The organism is Nonomuraea sp. NPDC048901, assembly GCF_040649695.1.
Lineage (GTDB): Bacteria > Actinomycetota > Actinomycetes > Streptosporangiales > Streptosporangiaceae > Nonomuraea.
Genome location: NZ_JBEZFW010000018.1, coordinates 199,717 through 220,938, shown reverse-complemented (window position 1 = coordinate 220,938; position 21,222 = coordinate 199,717). Strand labels below are relative to the sequence as shown.

The window sequence follows — 21,222 nt, the reverse complement described above, 5'->3', positions numbered from 1 at the left end:
TTCAGGACTCCGGAGGCTTGGGGGCCGGTGGCTGCCGGATGGTGACCAGGGCGATGAGCAGGGCGGCCGCGGCACAGACGACTGCCGCCACAACCGCCGTACTGAGGCCATCGGCCTGCGCACTGGTGACCGGTCCCGCGGGGTGGTCGCGGAGCACGCTGCTGTAGATCGTCGCGAGGACGGCCACGCCGACCGACAGGCCCATCTGCTGCAACGACTGCAGCAGGCCGGACGCGGACCCCGTGTCGCGCGGCTCCAGTCCCGCCATGACCGTCACGTTGAGTGGTACGAAGGCGAGCCCGAGTCCCGCGCCCAGCAGCAGGATCGGCCCGAACAGCCCGGCGAAATAGCCGGTCTCCCCGCTCACCTGGGTCAGCCAGGCGCTGTCGATCACCATCAGCGCGGCTCCGGTCAGCAGGACGGGCCGGGGACCGTAGCGCATGATCAGTTTGGGCGCGTTGCGCGCGGTCAGGAACTGCGCGACCGCCATCGGCAGGAACGCCAGCCCGGCTACGAGGGGCCCGAAGCCGAGTGCGTCCTGCACAAAGAGCGACAGCAGGAAATACGAACCGCCCATCGAGGCGAGCAGCAGCAGGAACGCGCCGTACGCGCCCGCTCGCGGGCGCACCGCGAGCAGTCGCAGCGGCAAGATCGGTTGCTTGACCCGGGCCTCGATCGCGACGAACCCGCCGAGCAGCACCACCCCGGCCACCAGGGAAGACAGCGTGACCGGGTCGCCCCAGCCAGCGGGTGACGCGTGGATGAACCCGTACACCAGGGCGGTCATCCCGAGCGTGGAGGCGAGCGCGCCGAACACGTCCAGCCTGGCCGGATGCCGCGGAGTCTCGCTCAGGTACGGCCGGGCCAGCAGGACGGCGCCGATCCCGATCGGGATGTTGACGAAGAAGACCAGCCGCCAGGACACGGTGGTGAGCAGCCCGCCGAGAATGAGCCCGAGCGTGATGCCCAACCCCGCGACGGTGGAGAAGACGGCCAGCGCCCGGTTGCGTTCCGGCCCCTCGGCGAATGTGACCACCAGCAGGGACAGCGCGGCGGGCGCGGCGAGCGCGAAGCCGACCCCCTGGGCCGCGCGGGCGGCGATGAGCAGGCCGGGATGGAAGGCGATCCCGCCGAGCAGGGAAGCCAGCACGACCACGGTCAGGCCGGCGACGAACATCCGCCGGCGGCCGAGGATGTCGCTCAGCTTGCCGCCCAGCAGCAGCAGACCGCCGAAGGCCAGCGAGTAGGCGCTGAACACCCAGGCCAGCCCGGAGGGAGAGAAGCCCAGGTCCTTCTGGATCCGGGGCAGGGCGATGTTCACGATGTTGCCGTCGAGCGCCACCATGAGCTGACAGGTCACAATGACACCGAGGGCGATGGACGCCCGGCGGGCGGCGCGCCGCGCTACCGGGTCGGCGATCGCCTGGTCGTGGCTGGTCATGAGGTTCCTTCGGATCGGACGACTCCACGCCTGTAGACTCGCTCAGTGTAGGGATCGGCCCTCGTTTGGGTCAACACTCATAGAGTGAGGTGTCATGACGTCGACCCAACGCCACGAACTCACCAGGGATGAACGCCGAGTCCGTTCGCGGCAGGCCATCCTGGACGCCGCGAGGGAACTGTTCGCCGAGCACGGCTACGAGCAGACCACGATCCGCGCCGTCGCTGCGCAGGCAGGCATCGACCCGGGCCTGGTCATGCAGCACTTCGGCACCAAGGAGGCGCTCTTCGACGAGGTCGCGCACCTGCGCATCGGGATCGCCGCCGCCCTGCCGGGGCCGCCGGAGCGGCTCGGCGAACGCGTGCTGCGGCACGTGCTCGACGACATCGAGCACAGGCCGGACACCAGCCTGCCCGTGCTGCGCTCGATGCTCACCCACCCGCAGGCCGCCGAGACCGTGCGCTGCGCGGTCGCCGATCCCGACGAGAACCCGCTCGCCGACGTGCTGACAGGGCAGGACGCCCGGCTGCGCGCGGCTCTGGCGGGCACGCTCGTGCTGGGGCTGCTCGTCGGTCGATATCTGCTGAGAATTCCTGAGATCAACCGTGCCCCGGTCACTCACCTGGTACGGCTTCTCGGCCCCTGCCTGCAGCCACTCCTGACCGACGCCCCCCTCGGTGTTCTCCCGATCGCGGCCTCCCACGCCGCGACGAGATCCGCCGCGAACGGCCGACCGGAGCGAGAGCGTACGGCGGGACCGGAGCGGTCCGCCGACCACCTGGCCAGGCTGGCCGAGGCCGAGCACGCCCGCGTCGCAGCAGTCGAGGAGGTCGACCGGTGCGCTCGCGACGCTCTGGCGGCCGGCGCCTCATACGGCGAGGTCGGACGCATGCTCGGCATCAGCCGCCAGGCCGCACGCCAACGCTGGGCCACGTCGTCCTCGACAATCTAAGTTGTCGACCTCTTCACGTGGTCGGCCCGAACGAACATCGACAATCGCAATTGTCGAGGAGGCGGATCTTGCTGAACGCGGCCTGTGCCGCTCGAAAAGTCGAGCCTGGGGTGTGAGCTGAGGGTTTATCGGCGGCTGTCCCGCTCGATAACCCGGTTTCGTGCTGTGAGCTGGTGTTTTGCTGCGGGATAGGGGCGATTGCTGCGACCATCTTGGGGTGTTGTCGCTGGCTTACCGGTTGGTGAGGGGAGCCCTCGTCATGCGGTGTCGGTGGCCTGATGTGTGCCTAGCGAGGCGAGCCCGCCGCCGTCAACGGGAAATCCTCGACCACCTGCCAGACCGTGCCGTCGTACGCCACCAGTTGGACCGCCCCCACCCGCGCTGTGACCGGCAGCCCTCGCTCGATCGCCGTCCCCGCCTCATCGAGGGCGGTGCCGTCGCTCTCGTACCCGATCGAAAGGTGTGGCATTACCGTTTCGTACTTGCCTCCGTAGGGCCGGGCCTCAGGCCAGCGCCCGGTCACCGCGTGTGTGAGCCGGACGAACGGCTCACCGGGCACCGGCTCCAGATACAGCAACCCGGGTAGCCGCGCACAGCTCGCGAACACCACGTCGAAGGCCGCGTACCCGGCGAAGAGCTCAGCCAGCGCCGCCCGGTCGACGGCGTCGAGCGGCAGGAATGGATACATCACCGTCACGTGCGCCGGTACCCCGTACGCCGCCGACGGGTCGAGCGCGGTCCGCCAGCGGCCCACGACCGGCTCGGCCTCCGGCACCGGCACCACCAGCGCCGTGAGTCCGGCCGGGTAGCGGCCGGTCATACGAGCTTGGCGAAGCGGGTGGCCACCTCGCGCCAGATCGGCGTCGACACCGGCTCGTCGGCCACCGCCCGCGCATAGACCTCGTCCGGGTCGAAGCCGTCGACCCGCCACTCGCGGATACGCGCCGGCAGCACCTCGGGATGGAACTGCACCCCCCATGCCCGCTCCCCGACCCGGAACGCCTGGTACGGGCAGGCCGTGGTCTGCGCCAGCCAGACCGCGCCCGGCGGCAGGGTGGTGATCGCGTCGACGTGGTGCTCGATGGCGGGCACCACCTCGGGCAAGCTGTGGAAGAGCGCGTCGTCGGCGGCTTCGGGCCGCAGCGTCACGGGGAGGCTGCCGTTCTCCGGAGCGCCCGCGTCGGGGGTCACCTCGCCGCCCGCGACCTCGGCCAGCATCTGACCGCCCAGGCAGATGCCGAACATCGGCACGCCCTCCTGCAGCGTCTGCGCCATCAGGCTCCTGGCCGTGGCCAGCCACGGCGCACGGTCGTCGTCGCTCGGCAGGAAGCCGCCGCCCAGCATGATCATGGCGTCGTGCGACAGCCTGGCAGGGAGTGGGGCGCCGTCGTAGGCGGGTACGACGTCCAGCCGCAGCCCGGCCTCCTCCAGCCAGCCGCCGAGGCGGCCGGGGCCGCCGCTCCTGCTGTTCTGCACGATCAGCACGTCACGCATCGACACCCTCCAGCGTCGCCATCTCGGTCGTCCGGTACGTCACGTGTCGACGCCCCCCGGCCGGTCGTCCGGTACGTCATGCGTCGACGCCCACCGGCACTGCCATCTCGGTCATTCAGCATTTACCGGGCGGCCAGTCCGGCTCGCCCTGCGCCGACGCCTTCCTGCACGTCACGCGTCGATTTCGCTCGTCCACGTGCTCACATCAGGCCCGCCGACTGCGCGGTGTGCCGCAGCAGGAGTGCGGTCGTCACCGGGCCCACGCCGCCCGGGACCGGAGTCAGCGCCCCGGCCCGGTCCGCGACCGCGGCGGAGTCCACGTCGCCGGCCAGGCCGCCGTCCTCGGTCGGGTTGGTGCCGACGTCGATGACGACCGCGCCGGGCGCCACGTGCTCCGCCCCGATCAGCCCGGCCCGGCCCACGGCCGCGACCAGCACCTCGGCCGTGGACGTGACGGCCGGCAGGTCGCGGGTGCGCGAGTGGCAGACGGTCACCGTCGCGTTCCGGTCGAGCAGCAGGTGTGCCAGGGGCTTGCCGACCACGGTCGAACGGCCGACGACCACGGCCCGGCGACCCGCCAGCTCGACTCCGTAGTGGTCGAGGAGGGCCAGCACGGCGGCCGCCGTGGCCGGGGCGAACGCGGGCAGCCCGGCGGCCAGCCGGCCCAGGGACAGCGGGTTGGCGCCGTCCACGTCCTTGGCCGGGTCGATGGCGGCGGCCAGTTCCTGCGCCGACGCGCCCTGGGGGAGCGGGGTCTGCAGTATGACGCCGTGCACATCGGGGTCGGCGCTGAGCCGTTCGAGCGTCTCGCGGATGCCGGTGGCCGTGGCTTCGGGGCCGAGGTCGGCGAGGTCGAAGGCGATGCCCACGCCTGCGGCGGCCTTGGCGATCGAGCGTACGTACCAGAGGCTCGCCTCGTCGGCGGTCGCGACGACGACGGCCAGCTTCGGCTGCGGCCCGGCGGCCACCCGGGCCGCCGTCTCCGCCCTGATGGCGGCGGCCAGTTCCTTACCCGTGAGCGTCTTCACCCATAGATCCTCTCGCACGGCCCGCCGACCACATGACCATCCCCCCGCCACAGCGCGCCAGAACGGCCTGGGCCGGACGGGGTGCGCCCCCCCAAGGGGATGCGATGTGCGGCAGGGAGCCGGGTAGCGTCACGTGGCGGTGAGGCCCTCGCGGACCCTGGCCGTCACCCACTCCGCTCTGGCGACCGTCGCGTCCACGTCGGCCAGCCGGGCCCGGAGCCTATGGAGGGCCTTCTCGTCCTTGATGCCGCCCAGGTTGACCTCGACGTTCACCCGCGCGGTCGTGAGCGCGGCGCGTGCCGCCTCGGCCGCCGCGGCCACGTCCGTGACCACGTTGGGGTTGCCGATCGGCAGCAGCTGTTCGCAGAGGTCGACCAGTCGCGTGGCCGTCTCGACGACCCGGGCGGGCGGCTCGGCCGCGCCGACGAGGGCCGCGGCGATGGCCGCGCTGCGCTCGGGGCCCTTCGGCAGCCGGTAGGCGTCCGTCACTGCGGTGAAGGCCGCCGCGTCCTCCTCCAGCAGGCGCAGCGCCCGCGCGCGCATCGTGTCGGTCTCGGCGATCAGCGCGACGATGGTCTCGGCGTGGTCGGTGTACTTCTCCCCGGTGGTGTAGCGGGCGACCATGCCGAGCAGCGCGGCGGCCTGTGCCGCGTGCAGGGCCGCCGTGGCGCCCCCTCCCGGCGCGGGCACGTGTGCGGCGAGCTGGGCGAGGAAGTCGATGATCCTGGAGTCGCGCATGGCGGCATTCTGCCAGGCCACGACCCCGTACTGCTCACTCGCGGTGGATCGGCCGCGTCGCGTCCTCCGGTCCCCGGTACGGCGGGATCACGCCGTAGGTGGGCCCGGCCGGAAGGGGCTGCGGCGTCGACCGCCAGCGCGACGGGAAGGCCGAGCCCACCAGCAGCAGTACGCCGATCATCAGCAGCATCCCGGAGTAGGCCAGGGTCAGGAACCCGCTCCAGATGGCCTCGGGGAAGATCCGCTCGGGCATCAGATGGAGGCCGCTGACGTCCAGAATCGGCAGGAGCCCGAACGCGGTGAACTCCAGCCCGCCCACCAGCGAGGCGACGGGCGACAGCCGCGAGGCGAGCAGCGGCGCGAGCAGGATTCCCGAGACGACGACCGCGCCGATCCCGGCCCAGGAGATGACGAACTGCTGGAAGCTGCGGCTGAACTCACCGACGCCGTAGAAGAGTCCGACGGCGATCAGCGGAGGGAGGAGCAGTCCCGCGACCAGCCCGAGCGCATGACGGGCACCATTTGACATGATCAACCCCGTTTGTCGGTTTGCGCCACAACCTACCGCGTGGACTCCCTGACGACGAGATCCGGTTGGAACATGATCTGCTGGTGCGCGTGCGTCCCCGGGTTGTCGCACTCGTCGAGCAGCAGTTCGGTGGCCACCCGGCCGAGCTGGTACGTGGGCTGCCGGACCGAGGTCAGCGACACCGTGGAGGCCGAGGCGAAGTCGATGTCGTCGTAGCCGATCAGCGACACGTCCTGAGGCACCCGTACGCCCGCCTGGAGCAGGCCGCGCAGCATGCCGAGCGCGAGCAGGTCGTTGGCGCAGAACAGCGCGTCCGGAAGCGTCCCCTCGGCGAGCAGGGTCTCGGCCGCCTGCTGGCCCGCCTTCGCCGTCATCGCGGGCATCGAGACCTCCAGCAGCTCGCGCGGCTCGCGGCCGGCCGCCGCCATCGCCTGCTCGGCGCCGCGCTTGCGGTCCTGGCACTGGCGGATCACGGGGGGCCCGGTGACGTAGCCGAGGCTGCCCGCGCCGCCCTCCAGCAGGTGGGCGACGGCCATCGAGCCGCCGGTCACGTCGTTCACGGCGACCGCGCACTGGTCGGAGCGCTCGGCCGGATGGTCGACGAGCACCACGCAGATGCCGCGTCCCCGCAGCTGGTCGAGCCGGCCGGGGTCCTCGTCGGACGGCGTGATGAGCACCCCGCGCACCCGCTGCTCGGCGAACACCAGCAGGTTGCGCTCCTCCTTCATCCGGCTGCCCGAGGAGTTGCCGAGGATGACGGCGTAGCCGCGCTCGCTCGCCACGTCCTCCACCCCGGCGGCCACGTCGGTGAAGAACGGGTTGCCGATGTCGATCACGGACAGGCCGACCGTGCGGCTGTGGCCGGCCCGCAGTGTCGAGGCGGAGCCGTGCCTGACGAAGCCGAGCTCCCTGATGGTCGACTCGACCCGGATCCGGGTGGAGTCGGCCACCTTCTCCGGGCGGTTGAGCACGTTGGACACCGTGCCGGGCGACACGCCCGCCCGGGCCGCGACGTCCTTGATGCTCACCGTGGTCACGACCCCTCCTCCATCCGTCTCATGAGATGACCTCGGCAGGCTCGGTCATGGGTGCCCCCGTGGCTCGTAGGTGCGCAGGCTCTCACTTCGTCGTACCAGAGCCCGCATGTCGGCCAAGTCGCCGACCAGGTCGCGCGCCCGCGCCTGGACCAGCGCGTTCCCCAGGGCGGCCGCCTCGACGGGCCCCGCGACGACCGGCAGGCCGGTGGCGTCGGCGGTGAGCTGGCACAGCAACGCGTTGCGCGATCCGCCGCCCACCAGGTGGACGACCTCGACCGGCCGCCCGCTCAACCGGACGGCGTCGGCGACGGCCCGCTGGTAGGCGAGGGCGAGGCTCTGCAGGATGCATCGTACGGCCTGCGCCCGATCCTCCGGCGCCGCCTGCCCGGTACGCGCGCAGTAGTCCGCGATCCGGGCGGGCATGTCGCCCGGTGGCAGGAACGACGGATCGTCCGGATCGATGACCGCCTTGGTCCTGGCCTCGGCGGCGGCGGCGAGCAACGGCTCCAGCGCGGGGTCGCCCCACACGCGCAGGCACTCCTGCAGGATCCACAGGCCCATGACGTTGCGCAGGTAGCGGGTGGTGCCGTCGATGCCGGCCTCGTTGGTGAAGTTGGCCAGGCGGCTCTCCTCCGTGAGCACCGGGCCGGGCAGCTCCACGCCGACCAGGGACCAGGTGCCGCAGGAGATGTAGGCGAAGCGGTCACCGGTGGCGGGCACGCCGACCACGGCCGAGGCGGTGTCGTGCGAGCCCACCCGGGCCAGGGAGGTGGTGTAGCCGATCTCGGCGGCCACGTCGGGCCGCAGCTCCGCGACACCGCCATCCGAAATTTCGGGAAATATCCGGCTGGGGAGGCCGAGGCGGTCGATCAGGTCCCAGGCCCAGTCCCGCTTGGTGACGTCGTACAGGCCGGTCGTCGAGGCGTTGGTGCGCTCGGCGCCGCGTTCGCCGGTCAGCCAGTAGCCCAGGAGGTCGGGGATCAGCAGCATCGTCTCGGCCCGGTCCAGCCGGTCGCAGGCGAGCTGGTTGATCGTGTTGAACCGGAGGAACTGCAGCCCGGTCACCTCGTACGGGTCGACCCGCTCGGTCACCTTCTCGGTGCGCCCGTCGCGGTAGTGCACCGGGTTGCCGATCAGCGCTCCGTCACGGTCGAGCAGGCCGTAGTCGATGGCCCACGCGTCGATGCCGACCGACTCGGCGGGGCCGGCCCTGCGCAGCCCGTCGAGCACCCCCTGGTAGAGGGAGAGGATGTCCCAGTGCAGCGTCCCGGCCACGCGTACGGGCCGGTTGACGAAACGGTGTTCCTCTACGAGCCGCACGCTGTCGGCCGAGACGTCGGCACTCATGACCCGCCCGCTGGAGGCGCCAAGGTCCACTGCAGTGAATCGCACCCCCCGATTAAAACGTAACAATCACAAAGACGCCAGAAGACGAGTGAAGGCATTGACGCCTGCTGGTCCAGCGCTTAGATTCCGGGTTCGTCGCGATTAAAACGTTTGTTGTCCGGAGGATGCATGAGTGGTGCCCCCACCCTCGCGCTCGCGAACGTCAGCAAGTCGTTCGGAGCCGTCAGAGCGCTGCGCGACGTCACACTCGAACTGTTCGCCGGCGAAGCGCACGCGCTCGCGGGCGAGAACGGCGCGGGCAAGTCCACCCTGGTCAAGACGCTCGCCGGCGTCCACCGGCCCGACACCGGCCAGGTCCTGCTCAACGGCGAGCCGGTCGTCTTCGCCGGACCGGCCGACGCCCAGCAGGCCGGCGTGGCGGTCATCTACCAGGAGCCCACGCTCTTCCCCGACCTGTCCGTGGCCGAGAACATCTTCATGGGCCGCCAGCCCCGCCGCACCCTGGGCCGCATCGACCGCAAGGAGATGCACGGCCAGGCACGGCGGCTGTTCGAACGGCTGGGCGTCGCGCTCGACCCCGAGCAGCCCTCGCGCGGCCTGTCCATCGCCGACCAGCAGCTCGTCGAGATCGCCAAGGCCCTGTCCCGCGAGGCTCGCGTCCTGGTGATGGACGAGCCGACGGCCGCGCTGTCCGGCAATGAGGTGGCGCGGCTGTTCTCGGTGGTCGAGGCGTTGCGCGAGCACGGCTGCGCGATCCTGTTCATCTCGCACCGGCTGGACGAGATCTTCTCGCTCTGCCAGCGGGTCACGACGCTGCGCGACGGCGCGTGGATCGCCAGCGAGCCGGTCGCCGGACTCACCCACGACGACCTGGTACGGCGCATGGTGGGCCGCGAACTCGGCACGCTCTACCCCAAGGAGGAGGCCGCCCTCGGCGAGGTCGCCCTCCAGGTGGACCGGCTGACCCGCGAAGGCGTCTTCACCGACGTCTCCTTCCAGGTACGGCGGGGCGAGATCGTCGCGCTCGCCGGACTCGTGGGCGCCGGGCGCAGCGAGGTGGCCAGGGCGGTGTTCGGGGTGGACCGCTGGGACGCGGGCTCCGTCTCGGTGGACGGCCGGCCGTTGCCCACCGGGAGCCCCACCGCGGCGATGGGCGCGGGCCTGGCCCTGGTGCCGGAGGACCGCCGCCAGCAGGGGCTGGTCATGGAGCTGTCGATCGAGCGCAACATCGGCCTGACCGGGCTGGGCTCGCTGCGCAGGGGACTGACGATCTCCCGTACGGCCGAGCGCGACCGGGCCAAGGACTGGGCGGTGCGGCTGCGGCTGAAGTTCGCCCGGCTGAGCGACGGGGTGGGCGTGCTGTCCGGGGGCAACCAGCAGAAGGTCGTGCTGGCCAAGTGGCTGGCCACGAAGCCGTCCGTGCTGATCGTGGACGAGCCGACCCGCGGCATCGACGTCGGCACCAAGGCGGAGGTGCACCGGCTGCTGTCGGAGCTGGCCGGGCAGGGCATCGCGGTGCTCATGATCTCCTCCGACCTGCCGGAGGTACTGGGCATGGCCGACCGCGTGCTGGTCATGCACGAGGGACGGCTGACCGCCGAGCTCTCGCGCGCCGACGCGACCGAGGAGAGCGTGATGAACGCCGCCACCGGGAGGGCCGCATGACGGCCATCATGGGGAGGGCCGCGTGACGACCGCCACCGCGCCACCCGAGCAGACGACGCCCGCGCGCAGCGCCCGCGGCCTCGTCGACCTGGTGTTCCGCGCCCGCGAGCTGAGCCTGGTCATCGCGCTGGCCGCGCTGGTCGGCGTCACGGCCAGCGTCAACGGCAACTTCCTGTCCGGGCAGGGCATCGAGGACATCCTGCTCAACACCGCCACCCTCGCGCTGCTGGCCGTCGGCCAGTCCATGGTGGTGATCACCCGCAACCTCGACCTGTCCGTCGGCTCGGTGGTGGGGCTGGTCGCCTTCGTGACCGGCGACCAGCTGGCCGGCGGCATGGGCATCCTGCCCGCCGTCCTGCTCGGGGTGGCGATCGGTGCGGCCTGCGGGCTGATCAACGGCCTGCTGGTCAGTTTCTGCCGGGTCCCCGCCCTGGTGGTGACGCTCGGCACCCTCTACGTGATCCAAGGGATCGACCACTACATCGCCCACGGGCGGCAGATCAACGCGGTCAACCTGCCGCCGGGGCTGCTGTCGCTGGGCAACGGCTCGGTGCTCGGGGTGCCGTACCTGCCGCTCATCACGCTCGTGATCATGGTGTTGATCGGTTACTACCTGCGGTCGTACCCGAGCGGCCGGGAGTTCTACGCGATCGGCTCCAGCCCGGAGGCCGCCCGGCTCGCGGGCGTGCCCGTCAGGCGGCGGATCCTGCTCGCCTACCTGGTCAGCGGCTGCCTCGCGGGACTGGCGGGGGTGCTCTGGCTGGCCAGGTTCGGCACGGTCATCGCCGACTCCGCGCACGGCTGGGAACTGCTCGTGGTCAGCGCGGTCGTGGTCGGCGGCGTCGCGATCACCGGCGGCGTCGGCAGCGTGTACGGCGCGGCGCTCGGCGCGCTCCTGCTCACCACGATCGGCAGCGCGCTGGTCGTGCTCCGGGTCAACCCGTTCTGGCAGCAGGCCATCACCGGCGCGCTGCTCCTGCTGGCGATCAGCGTCGACCGGGTGCTCGCCCTCAGACTGGCCCGCCTGCTCAGGAACAGGAGCCGTCATGGCTAAGGTCTTGCGCTGGGACGTGCTGGTCGGCGCGCTGCTGATCGCCGTGTTCGCGGCCGGTTCGCTCACCTCGCCCGGCTTCGCGACCGTCGACAACCTGTCGTTCGCGCTCGGGGACCTGGGCGAGATCGCGCTCATCGCGCTGGCCATGACCATGCTGGTGGTGGCCGCCGAGGTGGACCTGTCGGTCGCCTCGGTGCTCGGGCTCTCCAGCGCGCTGGTCGGCTCGCTGTGGGACGGCGGCATGGCCATCGAAGTGATCATCCCGATCGCCGTACTGACCGGGGCCGTGTGCGGGCTGGTCAACGGCCTGCTGGTGACCCGGCTCGGGCTGCCGTCGCTGGCCGTCACGATCGGCACGCTCGCCCTCTACCGCGGCCTCGCCTACGTCGTGCTCGGGGACCGGGCGGTCGCCCAGTTCCCGCCGAGCTACACCGCGCTCGCCGTCGACGACGTGCCCGGAACGCCCATTCCCTATCCGATAGCGGTGTTCGTCCTGCTCGCCGCCATCGTGGGCGTGGTCCTGCACGCCACCGGCTTCGGCCGGGCGCTGTACGCGATCGGCGCCCAGGAGCAGGCCGCGTTCTTCGCCGGGATCCGCGTCAAGCGCATCAAACTGCTGCTCTTCGTCATCTCCGGCACCGTCGCCGCCTTCGCCGGCGTCGTCTTCACGCTCAGGTACGGCTCCGCCCGCGCCGACAACGGCGTGGGCATCGAACTCGCCGTCATCGCGGCCGTCCTCCTGGGCGGCGTCGACTTCGACGGCGGCAAGGGCACGCTCGGCGGCGTCATCGCCGGTGTGCTGCTCATCGGGTTGCTGCGCAATCTGCTCATGCTCGGCGACGTCTCGACCGAGATCCAGTCGATCGTCACCGGACTGCTGCTCATCGTCTCGGTGCTCACCCCCCGTCTCGTCTCGCTCGTCAGGCCAGCTCTGAAAGGATCCCCATGACCCCGATGCGCCTGACCGCTGTGACCGCGCTGCTTGCTCTTGGCGTGGCGGCTTGCAGCGGTACGACCAAGTCGAACGTGACCTCCGCGCCCGCGCCGGCGCCCGCCTCCTCTTCCGCCGCCGCCAAGGCCGACCCGAACGCCCCGATCAAGCAGGGACTGAAGCTCGCCTTCCTGCCCAAGGCGATCAACAACCCCTACGAGACGATCGTCGACAACGCCGGCATCGAGGCGGCCAAGGAGTATCAGGGCGAGGCCAAGGAGGTCGGCCCGTCCGACGCCTCCGCCTCGTCACAGATCTCCTACATCAACACGCTCACCCAGCAGGGCCATGACGCGATCCTCATCGCCGCCAACGACGCCAACGCCGTCTGCGGGCCGCTCCAGCAGGCCCGCGCCAAGGGCATCAAGATCGTCGCGTACGACTCGGACGCCGCCCCGGAGTGCCGTGACCTGTTCATCAACCAGGCCAGCTCGGAGGAGGTCGGCCGCAGCCAGGTCAAGCTGCTCGCCGGGATGATCGGCAACAAGGGCGACATCGCCATCCTGTCGGCCACCGCGAACGCCACGAACCAGAACACCTGGATCAAGTTCATGAAGGACGAGCTCGGCAAGCCCGAGTACAAGGACATGAAGCTGGTCAAGGTGGCCTACGGCGACGACGACGACCAGAAGTCGTTCACCCAGACGCAGGGCCTGCTGCAGGCGTACCCGAACCTGAAGGGGATCATCTCCCCGACCACGGTCGGCATCTCGGCCGCGGCCCGGTACATCTCCGGCTCCAAGTACAAGGGCAAGGTCGTGCTCACGGGGCTCGGGACGCCGAACCAGATGCGGCAGTTCGTCAAGGACAAGACCGTGGAGAAGTTCGCGCTGTGGAACCCGAAGGACCTCGGCTACCTGGCCTCCTACGCCGCCGCCGCGCTGGTGTCGGGGCAGATCACCGGGGCCGAGGGGGAGACGTTCAAGGCGGGCAAGCTGGGCGAGCGGACGATCGGCAAGCAGGGCGAGGTCATCCTGGGCCCGCCGTTCACGTTCGACGCGGCGAACATCGACCAGTTCGACTACTGACGGATTTTTGATTCCTAGTAGGTCCGGCGCCGTCCTGGGCGCCGGACCCCCCGGCGCCGCGAGGGTCCGTGCGGGGTGGATATGAGAGGAGGTTGGTTATGGAGCGGGTTTGTTTTGTGTTGAGAGTCCGGCCCGAGCGGCTCGACGAATACACCGAGCGGCACCAGGCCGTCTGGCCGGAGATGCTCGAAGCGCTGACGAAGGCCGGGTGGCGTAACTACTCGTTGTTCCTGAGCGACGACGGACTGCTGGTGGGCTATCTGGAGACCGACGACTTCAAGGCGGCTCAGCAGGCGATGGCCGAGACCGGTGTCAACGCGCGCTGGCAGGCGGAGATGGCTCCCTTCTTCGAGGCCGGACGGCCCGACGAGGGGCTGCTCACGCTGGCCGAAGTTTTCCATCTGGCTTGAAATCGGGGAAAAAAATGATCAAGGATCAGCTGCGGCAGCAGCGTATCGAGACGCCGTCCTGGGCGTACGGCAACTCCGGTACGAGGTTCAAGGTGTTCGCCCAGCAGGGTGTGCCGCGCGACCCGTACGAGAAGCTGGCCGACGCGGCCCAGGTGCACCGCTACACCGGCGTCGCGCCGACCGTGGCGCTGCACATCCCGTGGGACAAGGTCGACGACTACGCCGACCTCGCCCGGCACGCGACCGAGCAGGGGGTGACCATCGGGGCCATCAATTCCAACGTCTTCCAGGACGACGACTACAAGCTCGGCAGCGTCACCCACCCCGACCCGGCGGTACGGCGCAAGGCGCTCCAGCACCTGCTCGACTGCGTCGACATCATGGACGCCACCGGGTCCGACACGCTCAAGCTGTGGTTCTCCGACGGCACCAACTACCCGGGCCAGGACGACATCAGGGCCCGTCAGGACCGGCTCGCCGAAGCCCTTGCCGCGGTCTACGAGCGGCTCGGCGAGGAGCAGCGCTTCCTGCTGGAGTACAAGCTGTTCGAGCCCGCCTTCTACATGACCGATCTGCCCGACTGGGGCACCGCCTACGCGCACTGCCTCAAGCTCGGCGACAAGGCGCAGGTCGTGGTCGACACCGGGCACCACGCGCCCGGCACCAACATCGAGTTCATCGTGGCGTTCCTGCTGCGTGAGGGCAAGCTCGGCGGCTTCGACTTCAACTCGCGCTTCTACGCCGACGACGACCTGATGGTCGGCGCGGCGGACCCGTTCCAGCTGTTCCGCATCATGTTCGAGGTCATCGGCGGTGGTGGGTACACCAACGAGACCGCGTTCATGCTCGACCAGTGCCACAACATCGAGCCCAAGATCCCCGGCCAGATCCGCTCGGTGATGAACGTCCAGGAGGCCACCGCCAAGGCGCTGCTCGTCGACCGCGACGCGCTGGCCGCCGCCCAGCGGGAAGGTGACGTGCTGGGCGCCAACGCCGTGCTCATGGACGCCTACAACACCGATGTCCGCCCGCTGCTCGGTGAGCTGCGGGAGGAGATGGGGCTCGCGCCCGACCCGATGGCCGCTTACGCCAAGTCCGGATACTTCGAGAAGATCGCCGCCGACCGTGTCGGCGGTAACCAGGCAGGCTGGGGGGCCTGATGTCTGACGCCATGAACGAACTGCTCGAAAGAGCGCACACGCTCGGCTCCGATCCGCGCAACACCAACTTCGCCGGCGGCAACGCCTCCGCCAAGGGCACCGAGAACGACCCGGTCACGGGCCAGGACGTGGAGCTGCTCTGGGTGAAGGGCTCCGGCGGTGACCTGGGCACGCTCACCGCCGGCGGCCTGGCCGTCCTGCGCCTGGACCGGTTCAGGGCGCTGACCGGCGTCTACCCGGGCGAGGAGCGCGAGGACGAGATGGTGGCGGCCTTCGACTTCTGCCTGCACGGCAAGGGCGGCGCCGCACCGTCGATCGACACCGCCATGCACGCCCTGGTCGACTCCGCCCACGTCGACCACCTCCACCCCGACTCCGGCATCGCGATCGCCACCGCCGCCGACGGCCCCGAGCTGACCGCGCGCATCTTCGGCGACCGGGTCGTCTGGGTGCCGTGGCGGCGGCCCGGCTTCCAGCTCGGCCTCGACATCTCCGCGATCAAGGCCGCCAACCCGCAGGCCATCGGCTGCATCCTGGGCGGCCACGGCATCACCGCCTGGGGCGAGACGAGCGCCGAGTGCCAGGCGAACTCCCTGGAGATCATCCGTACCGCCGAGCAGTACATCGCCGACCACGGCCGCCCGGACCCGTTCGGCGCCGTCGTCCACGAACCCCTGCCGGAGGAGGCCAGGCACCGGCGCGCGGCCGAGCTCTTCCCCGCGATCCGCGGCCTGGCCAGCACCGACGCCCGCCAGGTCGGCCACTACACCGACTCGCCCGAGGTGCTCGACTTCCTGGCCCGCGCCGAGCACCCGAGGCTCGCCGCGCTCGGCACCTCCTGCCCCGACCACTTCCTGCGCACCAAGGTCGCCCCGCTCGTCGTGGACCTGCCGCCGGACGCGCCGCTCGCGGACGTCCTGACCCGGCTGGGCGAGCTGCACACCCAGTACCGCGCGGACTACGCCGCCTACTACCAGCGCCACGCGGCCCCCGACTCGCCCCCGATGCGCGGCGCCGACCCGGCGATCGTGCTGGTGCCCGGGGTCGGCATGTTCAGCTTCGGCAAGGACAAGCAGACCGCCCGGGTGGCCGGGGAGTTCTACGTCAACGCGATCAACGTGATGCGCGGCGCCGAGGCGCTGTCCAGCTACCAGCCGATCGAGGAGTCGGAGAAGTTCCGCATCGAGTACTGGGAGCTGGAGGAGGCCAAGCTGCGCCGCCTGCCCGCGCCCAAGCGGCTGGCCGGGCGCGTCGCGTTCGTGACCGGCGGCGGCTCCGGCATCGGCGCCGCCACCGCCAGGCGGCTGGCGGCCGAGGGCGCGTGCGTGGTGGTCGCCGACCGCGACCTGGGCGCCGCGGACAAGGTGGCCGCCGAGCTCGGCGGCGCCGCCTACCGGCCGCAGGACGTCGCGATCGCCGTGGGCGTTGACGTGACGTCCGAGGAGCAGATCGCCGAGGCGGTACGCCAGGCGGTCCTCGCCTTCGGCGGCGTCGACCTGGTGGTCAACAACGCGGGCCTGTCCCTGTCGCGCTCGCTGCTGGAGACCACGCTCGACGACTGGAACCTGCAGCACGACGTGATGGCCCGCGGCTCGTTCCTGGTCTCCAGGGAGGCCGCGCGGGTCCTGCTGAGCCAGGGCATGGGCGGCGACATCGTCTACATCTCCTCCAAGAACGCCGTCTTCGCCGGGCCGAACAACGTCGCCTACGGCGCGGCCAAGGCCGACCAGGCCCACCAGGTACGCCTGCTCGCGGCCGAGCTGGGCCCGCACGGCATCCGGGTCAACGGCGTCAACCCCGACGGCGTCGTACGCGGCTCGGGGATCTTCGCCTCCGGCTGGGGCGCCAACCGGGCGGCCGTCTACGGGGTCGAGGAGGAGCGCCTGGGCGAGTTCTACGCCCAGCGCACGCTGCTCAAGCAGGAGGTACTGCCGGAGCACGTGGCCGCGGCGGTGTTCGCGCTCACGGGCGGGGAACTGTCGCTGACGACCGGGCTGCACATCCCGGTCGACGCGGGAGTGGCCGCCGCCTTCCTGCGCTGACGCTCGTACGCCCGGAATGCGCCCCCTCCGCTCTGGGGGCGCGTTCCCGCCGAAGCCCCGACCTGTCACGGCGGCATACCCCGCCCACGACCGAAAGACCGGAAGAGGAGATCAAGAAGACATGACGCTCGAACGGATCCCCGCGCGGCCCACCAAGGTCGGGCTCGTGGCGGGCGGGCTCGGCGCGTACTGGCCGCAGTTCCCCGACCTCCTGCCCCAGCTGGAGCGCTCGTCCGCGCGCGTCTCCGAGCGCATGGGCACGCTCGGCTGCGAAGTGGTCGACGTCGGCTTCATCTCCGACGCCCAGCAGGGCGCGGCCGCGGCCGAACGGCTGCGGGAGGCGGGCTGCGACCTGATCGTCGGCTTCCTCACCACCTACATGACCGCCACCATGCTGCTGCCGATCGCCCAGCGCAGCGGCGCTCCGGTGCTGCTGATCAACCTGCAGCCGTCGGAGTCGATGGACCACGAGACCTTCGACACCGGGCAGTGGCTGGCCTACTGCGGCGCGTGCCCGCTGCCGGAGATGGCCAACACCTTCACCAGGGCCGGGATCCCGTTCCGATCGGTGTCCGGCTACCTGGAGGACGAGCGGGCCTGGGCGCGGATCGAGCGGTGGGTGAAAGCGGCGGGCGTACGGGCCACGCTGCGCGACGGGCGGCACGGGCTGATGGGCCACCTCTACCCGGGCATGCTCGACGTCGCCACCGACCTGACGCTGGTGCCGGTCAATCTGGGCGGGCACGTGGAGGTGCTGGAGTTCGACGACCTGCGCGTACGCGTCGAGAAGGTCACCGACACCCAGGTCAAGGAGCGGATGGAGCTCGCGCGGGAGGTGTTCGAGCTGGCCGACACGGTCGTGCCCGAGGACTTCGAGTGGGCGGCCCGCGTCTCGGCCGGGCTGGACCAGCTGGTGGCCGACTTCGAGCTGGACAGCCTCGCCTACTACCACCGCGGGCTCGACGGCGAGATCCACGAACGGCTTGGCGCGGGCATGATCCTCGGCTCCTCACTGCTCACCGCGCGGGGCGTCCCGGCGGCGGGGGAGTACGAGCTGCGGACCTCGCTGGCCATGCTGATCATGGACCGGCTGGGCGGCGGCGGCTCGTTCACCGAGCTGCAGGCACTCGACTTCCTGCGCGGCCATGTCGAGATGGGCCACGACGGGCCCGCCCACCTGGCGATCAGCTCGCGCAAGCCACTGCTGCGCGGCCTGGGCGTCTTCCATGGCAAGCGCGGGTGGGGCGTGTCGGTCGAGTTCGACGTGGCGCACGGGCCGGTGACAGCGTTCGGGCTGCTCCAGCGGCGTGACGGGCGGTTCGGCTTCGCCGTGTCGGAGGGTGAGACCGTGGACGGGCCGCACCTCAAGATCGGCAACACCACGTCGCGCGTCGACTTCGGCCGCGATCCGGGGGAGTGGACGGACGACTGGAGCGCCACCGGCATCTCCCACCACTGGTCCCTCGGTACTGGCCACCGCGCCGCCGAACTGCGTGCTCTGGCCGACCTCATGGGCGTGGAAGTAGTCGAAGTCTGACATTTCGCACTATTTCCTCAGAAATAGCTGTGAACCGGCTCTTTGGGCCTTTGCCGGGCTGGGGGGCGAGGGCATCGTGGGCCGCATGAGATCAGCGATCCTCACGACCGCGCTCTGCGCCCTGCTCGCCACCTTGCCCGGCACGCCCGCGTCGGCGGCCACGCCGCCCGGCGCGATGGCGCAGGCGGCCACACGGCCTGACACAATGACGCTGCCTAACGCTACGACACTGCCTGACACGATCGCGCTCCCCAAGGGCTTCCGGCCGGAGGGGATAGCGATCGGCAGCCGGCCCGTGGCCTACCTCGGCTCCCTGGCGAACGGCGACATCTACCGCGCCGACCTGCGCACCGGCCAGGGCGCCGTCGTCAGCAAGGGCCCCGGCACCCCTTCGGTCGGGCTCAAGCTCGACTCGCGTAACCGCCTGTTCGTCTCCGGTGGCACCGCCGGGAACGCCCGGGTGATCGACGTCCGTACCGGAGCGGTGCTCAAGTCGTACCCGCTGGCCACCGGGGCGTCGTTCGTCAACGACGTCGTGCTCACGCGGGACGCGGCCTGGTTCACCGACTCCACCAACCCCGTCCTGTACAAGGTGCCGCTCGGCCGGCACGGCGCACTGCCCGACCAGGCGGTATCGGTGCCGCTCACGGGTGCCATCCAGTACACGACCGGCAACAACGCCAACGGCATAGCCCCGTCCCCCGACCGCAAGAGCCTGCTCATCGTCCAGTCCAACGTCGGCAAGCTCTTCAAGACCGACCCCGCCACCGGCGTCACCACGGAGGTGAACCTGGGCGGCGAGTCCCTGGTCAACGGCGACGGCCTGCTGCTGGACGGCCGGACACTGTACGTGGTGCAGAATCGGCTCAACACGGTCACCGTCATCCGCCTGACCGCCGACGGCTCGTCCGGCCAGGTCGTGAACCGGCTGACGGACCCGCGCTTCGACGTCCCCAGCACCGTGGCGTCGTTCGGCAACCGGCTCTACCTGCCCAACGCCCGCTTCACCACGACTCCCGCCCCCGACACCACGTACACGGTGAACGCGATCACGGCCCCACGCAACCACTGACCTGGCCGTGCGCGCTGCCGGTGCACGGCCAGGCCTCCTGGCTAGCGGACGGTGACGCGGTCGCCCAGTGGCGCCGTCACCGGCGAATGGGCGACCAGGTAGGACGCGAGCGCCCCGGTGTCGTCGGCACCGCTCGTGTACGTGGTCGTCCCCTCCCAGCGCGGCCAGCCGTCGAAGCCGGCGATGAGGCTCCAGCCGCCCGCGACCTTGATCTCCTGCGTGGCGGTCACCGGAACCCCGTCGAGCGTCATCGACAGGACCTTCCCGCTACCGAGGGTGTAGCGCAGCCCGGCCGACGGGGTCAGCACGGTGCCCGCCGGGTTGGGTGTGGCCAGCAGCTTCTTGAGCTGGCCGCCGGTCATCGTCTGCACGTTGATGGCCAGCCCGGCGGGTTGCGCGTTCCACAACTGCTCGAAGCCGATCGGTCCGGCGGGCAGGTCCGCTTTGACGACGTACCTGTTGACGAGCGCGACCTGCGCGCCGGACCTGGCCCGCACCGACTCGAGCTGCGCGTCGGCCGCCAGCTCGGCCAGCGGGCCGCCGCTCGCCGTGCGGGTGATGTCCTCGGCGGCGACGCCGAACGTCTCCCCGTCTGGCGGAGTGCCGCACTTGAAGTAGTAGAGGGCGTTGGACCGCAGGCCGTCAGGCTGGTTGATCTCGATCTGGACCGCGTAGTCACGCGAGTCCGGCGCCCATTCCCACGTGACGGTCTCCAGCACGGCCTGGTAGACGGCGCCGCGTTCGGCGGGTATGACGAGCGTCTTCCACTCCTGGGCGCCGACGAGGCGATACTCGATCGTCTGCGCGCCCGCGGGCAGCCCCTCGAAGTAGCCGTGGACGTCGAAGGTGACCGGGCACTTCGACGCGGTGGTGCGCTCGAAGACGATGTCCAGCTTGCTCACCACGTTCGTCGTGGCGGCCGAGGCGGCTGGTGCCCCCGTGGCGAGGACGCCGAGAACCAGAGCCACGACGGCCACCAGCCCCCCGAGACGACGTCCTGCCGAAGTCCATAAACCCACAGGCATTCCCTTCTCATGATCTTCGTAGCGGACAAGCGACATGTGTCGCGGGCTTGATCGTCCACGCCTTCGCAGAATCACGATGGCCGGGCGCCGTCACGCGAAGGCGGTTGAGGATGTCGAAGCCGACATAGGAGTCGAGCACACTTTCCCTACCAGGCACGAAACCGACACACTTGTGGATGCGATCAGCCATTAAATCGAACACTATATCGAGATCATTCTCGCGCGCCAGCCCCCAAGTGGCGATGTCCCCGATGGCGGCCGCTGCCTCACCGGTGGAGTCATCGAGTGGAGACATGACCGACGGTGATCGCAGCCGAAGTTCGGCCGTGCTGGGACATGCTGGGGTCATGACTGGTGATCAGGTGGCTGCGGCTGTCCGTGCTTTGATCAATCGATACGACCCCGAAGGACTGCTGGGCATGGGGGCGCCTGAAGACGAATACGACCCCGAGGTGGGTGATCTCACCGCTCTCGTGCGTGGTGGAGAGAAGATCACCGCTGATGCTGTCAGCTCCGTTTGGAACCGATGGTTCGATGATGTCTCCGATTGGTGCACCCGGCAGCCTGAGCAGGTTCGTGAGGTCGCGGCCGCGCTGGAGAGACTTCGTGGTCAACGACGGCGCTCAGATCTTCCCTGATGGCAGACGCATTCTGGAACAGCGGAACGCCGCT

The 21,222-nt window shown here is 70.5% G+C and carries 21 protein-coding genes; 11 read left to right on the top strand and 10 right to left on the bottom strand.

The window, feature by feature from the left end; all coding sequences use genetic code 11:
- Window position 1: 1 nt before the first annotated feature.
- Window positions 2-1,441 (bottom strand): MFS transporter, encoded by a 1,440-nt coding sequence (locus AB0C30_RS45280; protein WP_357955839.1) that lies wholly within the window; start codon window positions 1,439-1,441, stop codon window positions 2-4.
- Window positions 1,442-1,535: 94 nt separating this feature from the next.
- Here AB0C30_RS45280 and AB0C30_RS45275 point away from each other — a divergent pair, with 94 nt between their 5' ends.
- Entirely contained in the window at window positions 1,536-2,393 is an 858-nt protein-coding gene (locus tag AB0C30_RS45275; RefSeq protein ID WP_357955836.1) for a TetR family transcriptional regulator, read from the top strand.
- Between the two features lie 286 nt (window positions 2,394-2,679).
- Here the strand turns inward: AB0C30_RS45275 and AB0C30_RS45270 are convergent, their stop codons facing one another.
- The 7 genes from AB0C30_RS45270 to AB0C30_RS45240 form a co-directional block, all read right to left on the bottom strand.
- Complete coding sequence (locus AB0C30_RS45270) at window positions 2,680-3,213, bottom strand: 2'-5' RNA ligase family protein (RefSeq protein ID WP_357955833.1); 534 nt, start codon at window positions 3,211-3,213, stop codon at window positions 2,680-2,682.
- A complete protein-coding gene (locus tag AB0C30_RS45265; RefSeq protein WP_357955831.1) occupies window positions 3,210-3,887 on the bottom strand; it encodes a type 1 glutamine amidotransferase in 678 nt (225 codons plus the stop codon). The genes AB0C30_RS45270 and AB0C30_RS45265 overlap by 4 nt, the downstream gene beginning before the upstream one ends.
- Before the next feature lie 200 nt (window positions 3,888-4,087).
- Window positions 4,088-4,915, bottom strand: coding sequence for a bifunctional 5,10-methylenetetrahydrofolate dehydrogenase/5,10-methenyltetrahydrofolate cyclohydrolase (locus tag AB0C30_RS45260; protein WP_357955829.1), 828 nt, complete (start codon window positions 4,913-4,915; stop codon window positions 4,088-4,090).
- 129 nt (window positions 4,916-5,044) lie between these two features.
- Window positions 5,045-5,653 carry a cyclodeaminase/cyclohydrolase family protein gene (locus tag AB0C30_RS45255; protein WP_357955827.1) on the bottom strand — a complete coding sequence of 203 codons (609 nt, stop codon included), beginning with the start codon at window positions 5,651-5,653 and terminating at the stop codon, window positions 5,045-5,047.
- Between the two features lie 34 nt (window positions 5,654-5,687).
- Complete coding sequence (locus tag AB0C30_RS45250; RefSeq protein WP_357955824.1) at window positions 5,688-6,182, bottom strand: hypothetical protein; 495 nt, start codon at window positions 6,180-6,182, stop codon at window positions 5,688-5,690.
- 32 nt (window positions 6,183-6,214) lie between these two features.
- On the bottom strand, window positions 6,215-7,219 hold the full coding sequence (locus AB0C30_RS45245; RefSeq protein WP_357955821.1) for a LacI family DNA-binding transcriptional regulator: 1,005 nt from the start codon (window positions 7,217-7,219) through the stop codon (window positions 6,215-6,217).
- A gap of 45 nt (window positions 7,220-7,264) precedes the next feature.
- Window positions 7,265-8,611, bottom strand: coding sequence for a rhamnulokinase family protein (locus tag AB0C30_RS45240; RefSeq protein WP_357955818.1), 1,347 nt, complete (start codon window positions 8,609-8,611; stop codon window positions 7,265-7,267).
- Between the two features lie 123 nt (window positions 8,612-8,734).
- Between AB0C30_RS45240 and AB0C30_RS45235 the strand changes: the two genes are divergently transcribed.
- The 9 genes from AB0C30_RS45235 to AB0C30_RS45195 all read left to right on the top strand — a co-directional run bounded on the left by AB0C30_RS45235 (window position 8,735) and on the right by AB0C30_RS45195 (window position 19,525).
- A complete protein-coding gene (locus AB0C30_RS45235; RefSeq protein ID WP_357955816.1) occupies window positions 8,735-10,231 on the top strand; it encodes a sugar ABC transporter ATP-binding protein in 1,497 nt (498 codons plus the stop codon).
- A gap of 22 nt (window positions 10,232-10,253) precedes the next feature.
- On the top strand, window positions 10,254-11,285 hold the full coding sequence (locus tag AB0C30_RS45230; RefSeq protein ID WP_357955815.1) for an ABC transporter permease: 1,032 nt from the start codon (window positions 10,254-10,256) through the stop codon (window positions 11,283-11,285).
- Entirely contained in the window at window positions 11,278-12,234 is a 957-nt protein-coding gene (locus tag AB0C30_RS45225; protein ID WP_357955813.1) for an ABC transporter permease, read from the top strand. Before AB0C30_RS45230 ends, AB0C30_RS45225 begins: the two co-directional genes overlap by 8 nt.
- A complete protein-coding gene (rhaS, locus tag AB0C30_RS45220) occupies window positions 12,231-13,304 on the top strand; it encodes a rhamnose ABC transporter substrate-binding protein (RefSeq protein WP_357955812.1) in 1,074 nt (357 codons plus the stop codon). Before AB0C30_RS45225 ends, rhaS begins: the two co-directional genes overlap by 4 nt.
- A gap of 98 nt (window positions 13,305-13,402) precedes the next feature.
- Window positions 13,403-13,714 (top strand): L-rhamnose mutarotase, encoded by a 312-nt coding sequence (locus AB0C30_RS45215; protein WP_357955810.1) that lies wholly within the window; start codon window positions 13,403-13,405, stop codon window positions 13,712-13,714.
- Window positions 13,715-13,728: 14 nt separating this feature from the next.
- Entirely contained in the window at window positions 13,729-14,874 is a 1,146-nt protein-coding gene (gene rhaI / locus AB0C30_RS45210) for an L-rhamnose isomerase (RefSeq protein WP_357955808.1), read from the top strand.
- Complete coding sequence (locus tag AB0C30_RS45205) at window positions 14,874-16,916, top strand: bifunctional aldolase/short-chain dehydrogenase (protein ID WP_357955807.1); 2,043 nt, start codon at window positions 14,874-14,876, stop codon at window positions 16,914-16,916. The genes rhaI and AB0C30_RS45205 overlap by 1 nt, the downstream gene beginning before the upstream one ends.
- A gap of 121 nt (window positions 16,917-17,037) precedes the next feature.
- Window positions 17,038-18,453, top strand: coding sequence for an L-fucose/L-arabinose isomerase family protein (locus AB0C30_RS45200; protein ID WP_225297993.1), 1,416 nt, complete (start codon window positions 17,038-17,040; stop codon window positions 18,451-18,453).
- Between the two features lie 85 nt (window positions 18,454-18,538).
- Window positions 18,539-19,525, top strand: coding sequence for a superoxide dismutase (locus AB0C30_RS45195; RefSeq protein ID WP_357955805.1), 987 nt, complete (start codon window positions 18,539-18,541; stop codon window positions 19,523-19,525).
- 41 nt (window positions 19,526-19,566) lie between these two features.
- Here the strand turns inward: AB0C30_RS45195 and AB0C30_RS45190 are convergent, their stop codons facing one another.
- Window positions 19,567-20,493: a 5'-nucleotidase gene (locus AB0C30_RS45190; protein WP_357955804.1), complete on the bottom strand. Its 927-nt coding sequence runs from the start codon at window positions 20,491-20,493 to the stop codon at window positions 19,567-19,569.
- A 64-nt stretch (window positions 20,494-20,557) separates the two neighbouring features.
- Window positions 20,558-20,845, bottom strand: coding sequence for a hypothetical protein (locus AB0C30_RS45185; RefSeq protein WP_357955802.1), 288 nt, complete (start codon window positions 20,843-20,845; stop codon window positions 20,558-20,560).
- Here AB0C30_RS45185 and AB0C30_RS45180 point away from each other — a divergent pair.
- Complete coding sequence (locus AB0C30_RS45180; RefSeq protein WP_357955800.1) at window positions 20,844-21,188, top strand: hypothetical protein; 345 nt, start codon at window positions 20,844-20,846, stop codon at window positions 21,186-21,188. The genes AB0C30_RS45185 and AB0C30_RS45180 overlap by 2 nt on opposite strands.
- Window positions 21,189-21,222: the final 34 nt, after the last annotated feature.

What these genes read in the sequence shown, in the direction of transcription:
- AB0C30_RS45280 (WP_357955839.1), bottom strand. Translation starts at nt 1,441, where the DNA reads ATGACCAGCCACGACCAGGCGATCGCCGACCCGGTAGCGCGGCGCGCC.
- AB0C30_RS45235 (WP_357955816.1), top strand. Translation starts at nt 8,735, where the DNA reads ATGAGTGGTGCCCCCACCCTCGCGCTCGCGAACGTCAGCAAGTCGTTC.
- AB0C30_RS45200 (WP_225297993.1), top strand. Translation starts at nt 17,038, where the DNA reads ATGACGCTCGAACGGATCCCCGCGCGGCCCACCAAGGTCGGGCTCGTG.
- AB0C30_RS45255 (WP_357955827.1), bottom strand. Translation starts at nt 5,653, where the DNA reads ATGCGCGACTCCAGGATCATCGACTTCCTCGCCCAGCTCGCCGCACAC.
- AB0C30_RS45225 (WP_357955813.1), top strand. Translation starts at nt 11,278, where the DNA reads ATGGCTAAGGTCTTGCGCTGGGACGTGCTGGTCGGCGCGCTGCTGATC.
- AB0C30_RS45185 (WP_357955802.1), bottom strand. Translation starts at nt 20,845, where the DNA reads ATGTCTCCACTCGATGACTCCACCGGTGAGGCAGCGGCCGCCATCGGG.
- AB0C30_RS45215 (WP_357955810.1), top strand. Translation starts at nt 13,403, where the DNA reads ATGGAGCGGGTTTGTTTTGTGTTGAGAGTCCGGCCCGAGCGGCTCGAC.
- rhaS (WP_357955812.1), top strand. Translation starts at nt 12,231, where the DNA reads ATGACCCCGATGCGCCTGACCGCTGTGACCGCGCTGCTTGCTCTTGGC.
- rhaI (WP_357955808.1), top strand. Translation starts at nt 13,729, where the DNA reads ATGATCAAGGATCAGCTGCGGCAGCAGCGTATCGAGACGCCGTCCTGG.
- AB0C30_RS45205 (WP_357955807.1), top strand. Translation starts at nt 14,874, where the DNA reads ATGTCTGACGCCATGAACGAACTGCTCGAAAGAGCGCACACGCTCGGC.
- AB0C30_RS45250 (WP_357955824.1), bottom strand. Translation starts at nt 6,182, where the DNA reads ATGTCAAATGGTGCCCGTCATGCGCTCGGGCTGGTCGCGGGACTGCTC.
- AB0C30_RS45180 (WP_357955800.1), top strand. Translation starts at nt 20,844, where the DNA reads ATGACCGACGGTGATCGCAGCCGAAGTTCGGCCGTGCTGGGACATGCT.
- AB0C30_RS45265 (WP_357955831.1), bottom strand. Translation starts at nt 3,887, where the DNA reads ATGCGTGACGTGCTGATCGTGCAGAACAGCAGGAGCGGCGGCCCCGGC.
- AB0C30_RS45195 (WP_357955805.1), top strand. Translation starts at nt 18,539, where the DNA reads ATGAGATCAGCGATCCTCACGACCGCGCTCTGCGCCCTGCTCGCCACC.
- AB0C30_RS45275 (WP_357955836.1), top strand. Translation starts at nt 1,536, where the DNA reads ATGACGTCGACCCAACGCCACGAACTCACCAGGGATGAACGCCGAGTC.
- AB0C30_RS45270 (WP_357955833.1), bottom strand. Translation starts at nt 3,213, where the DNA reads ATGACCGGCCGCTACCCGGCCGGACTCACGGCGCTGGTGGTGCCGGTG.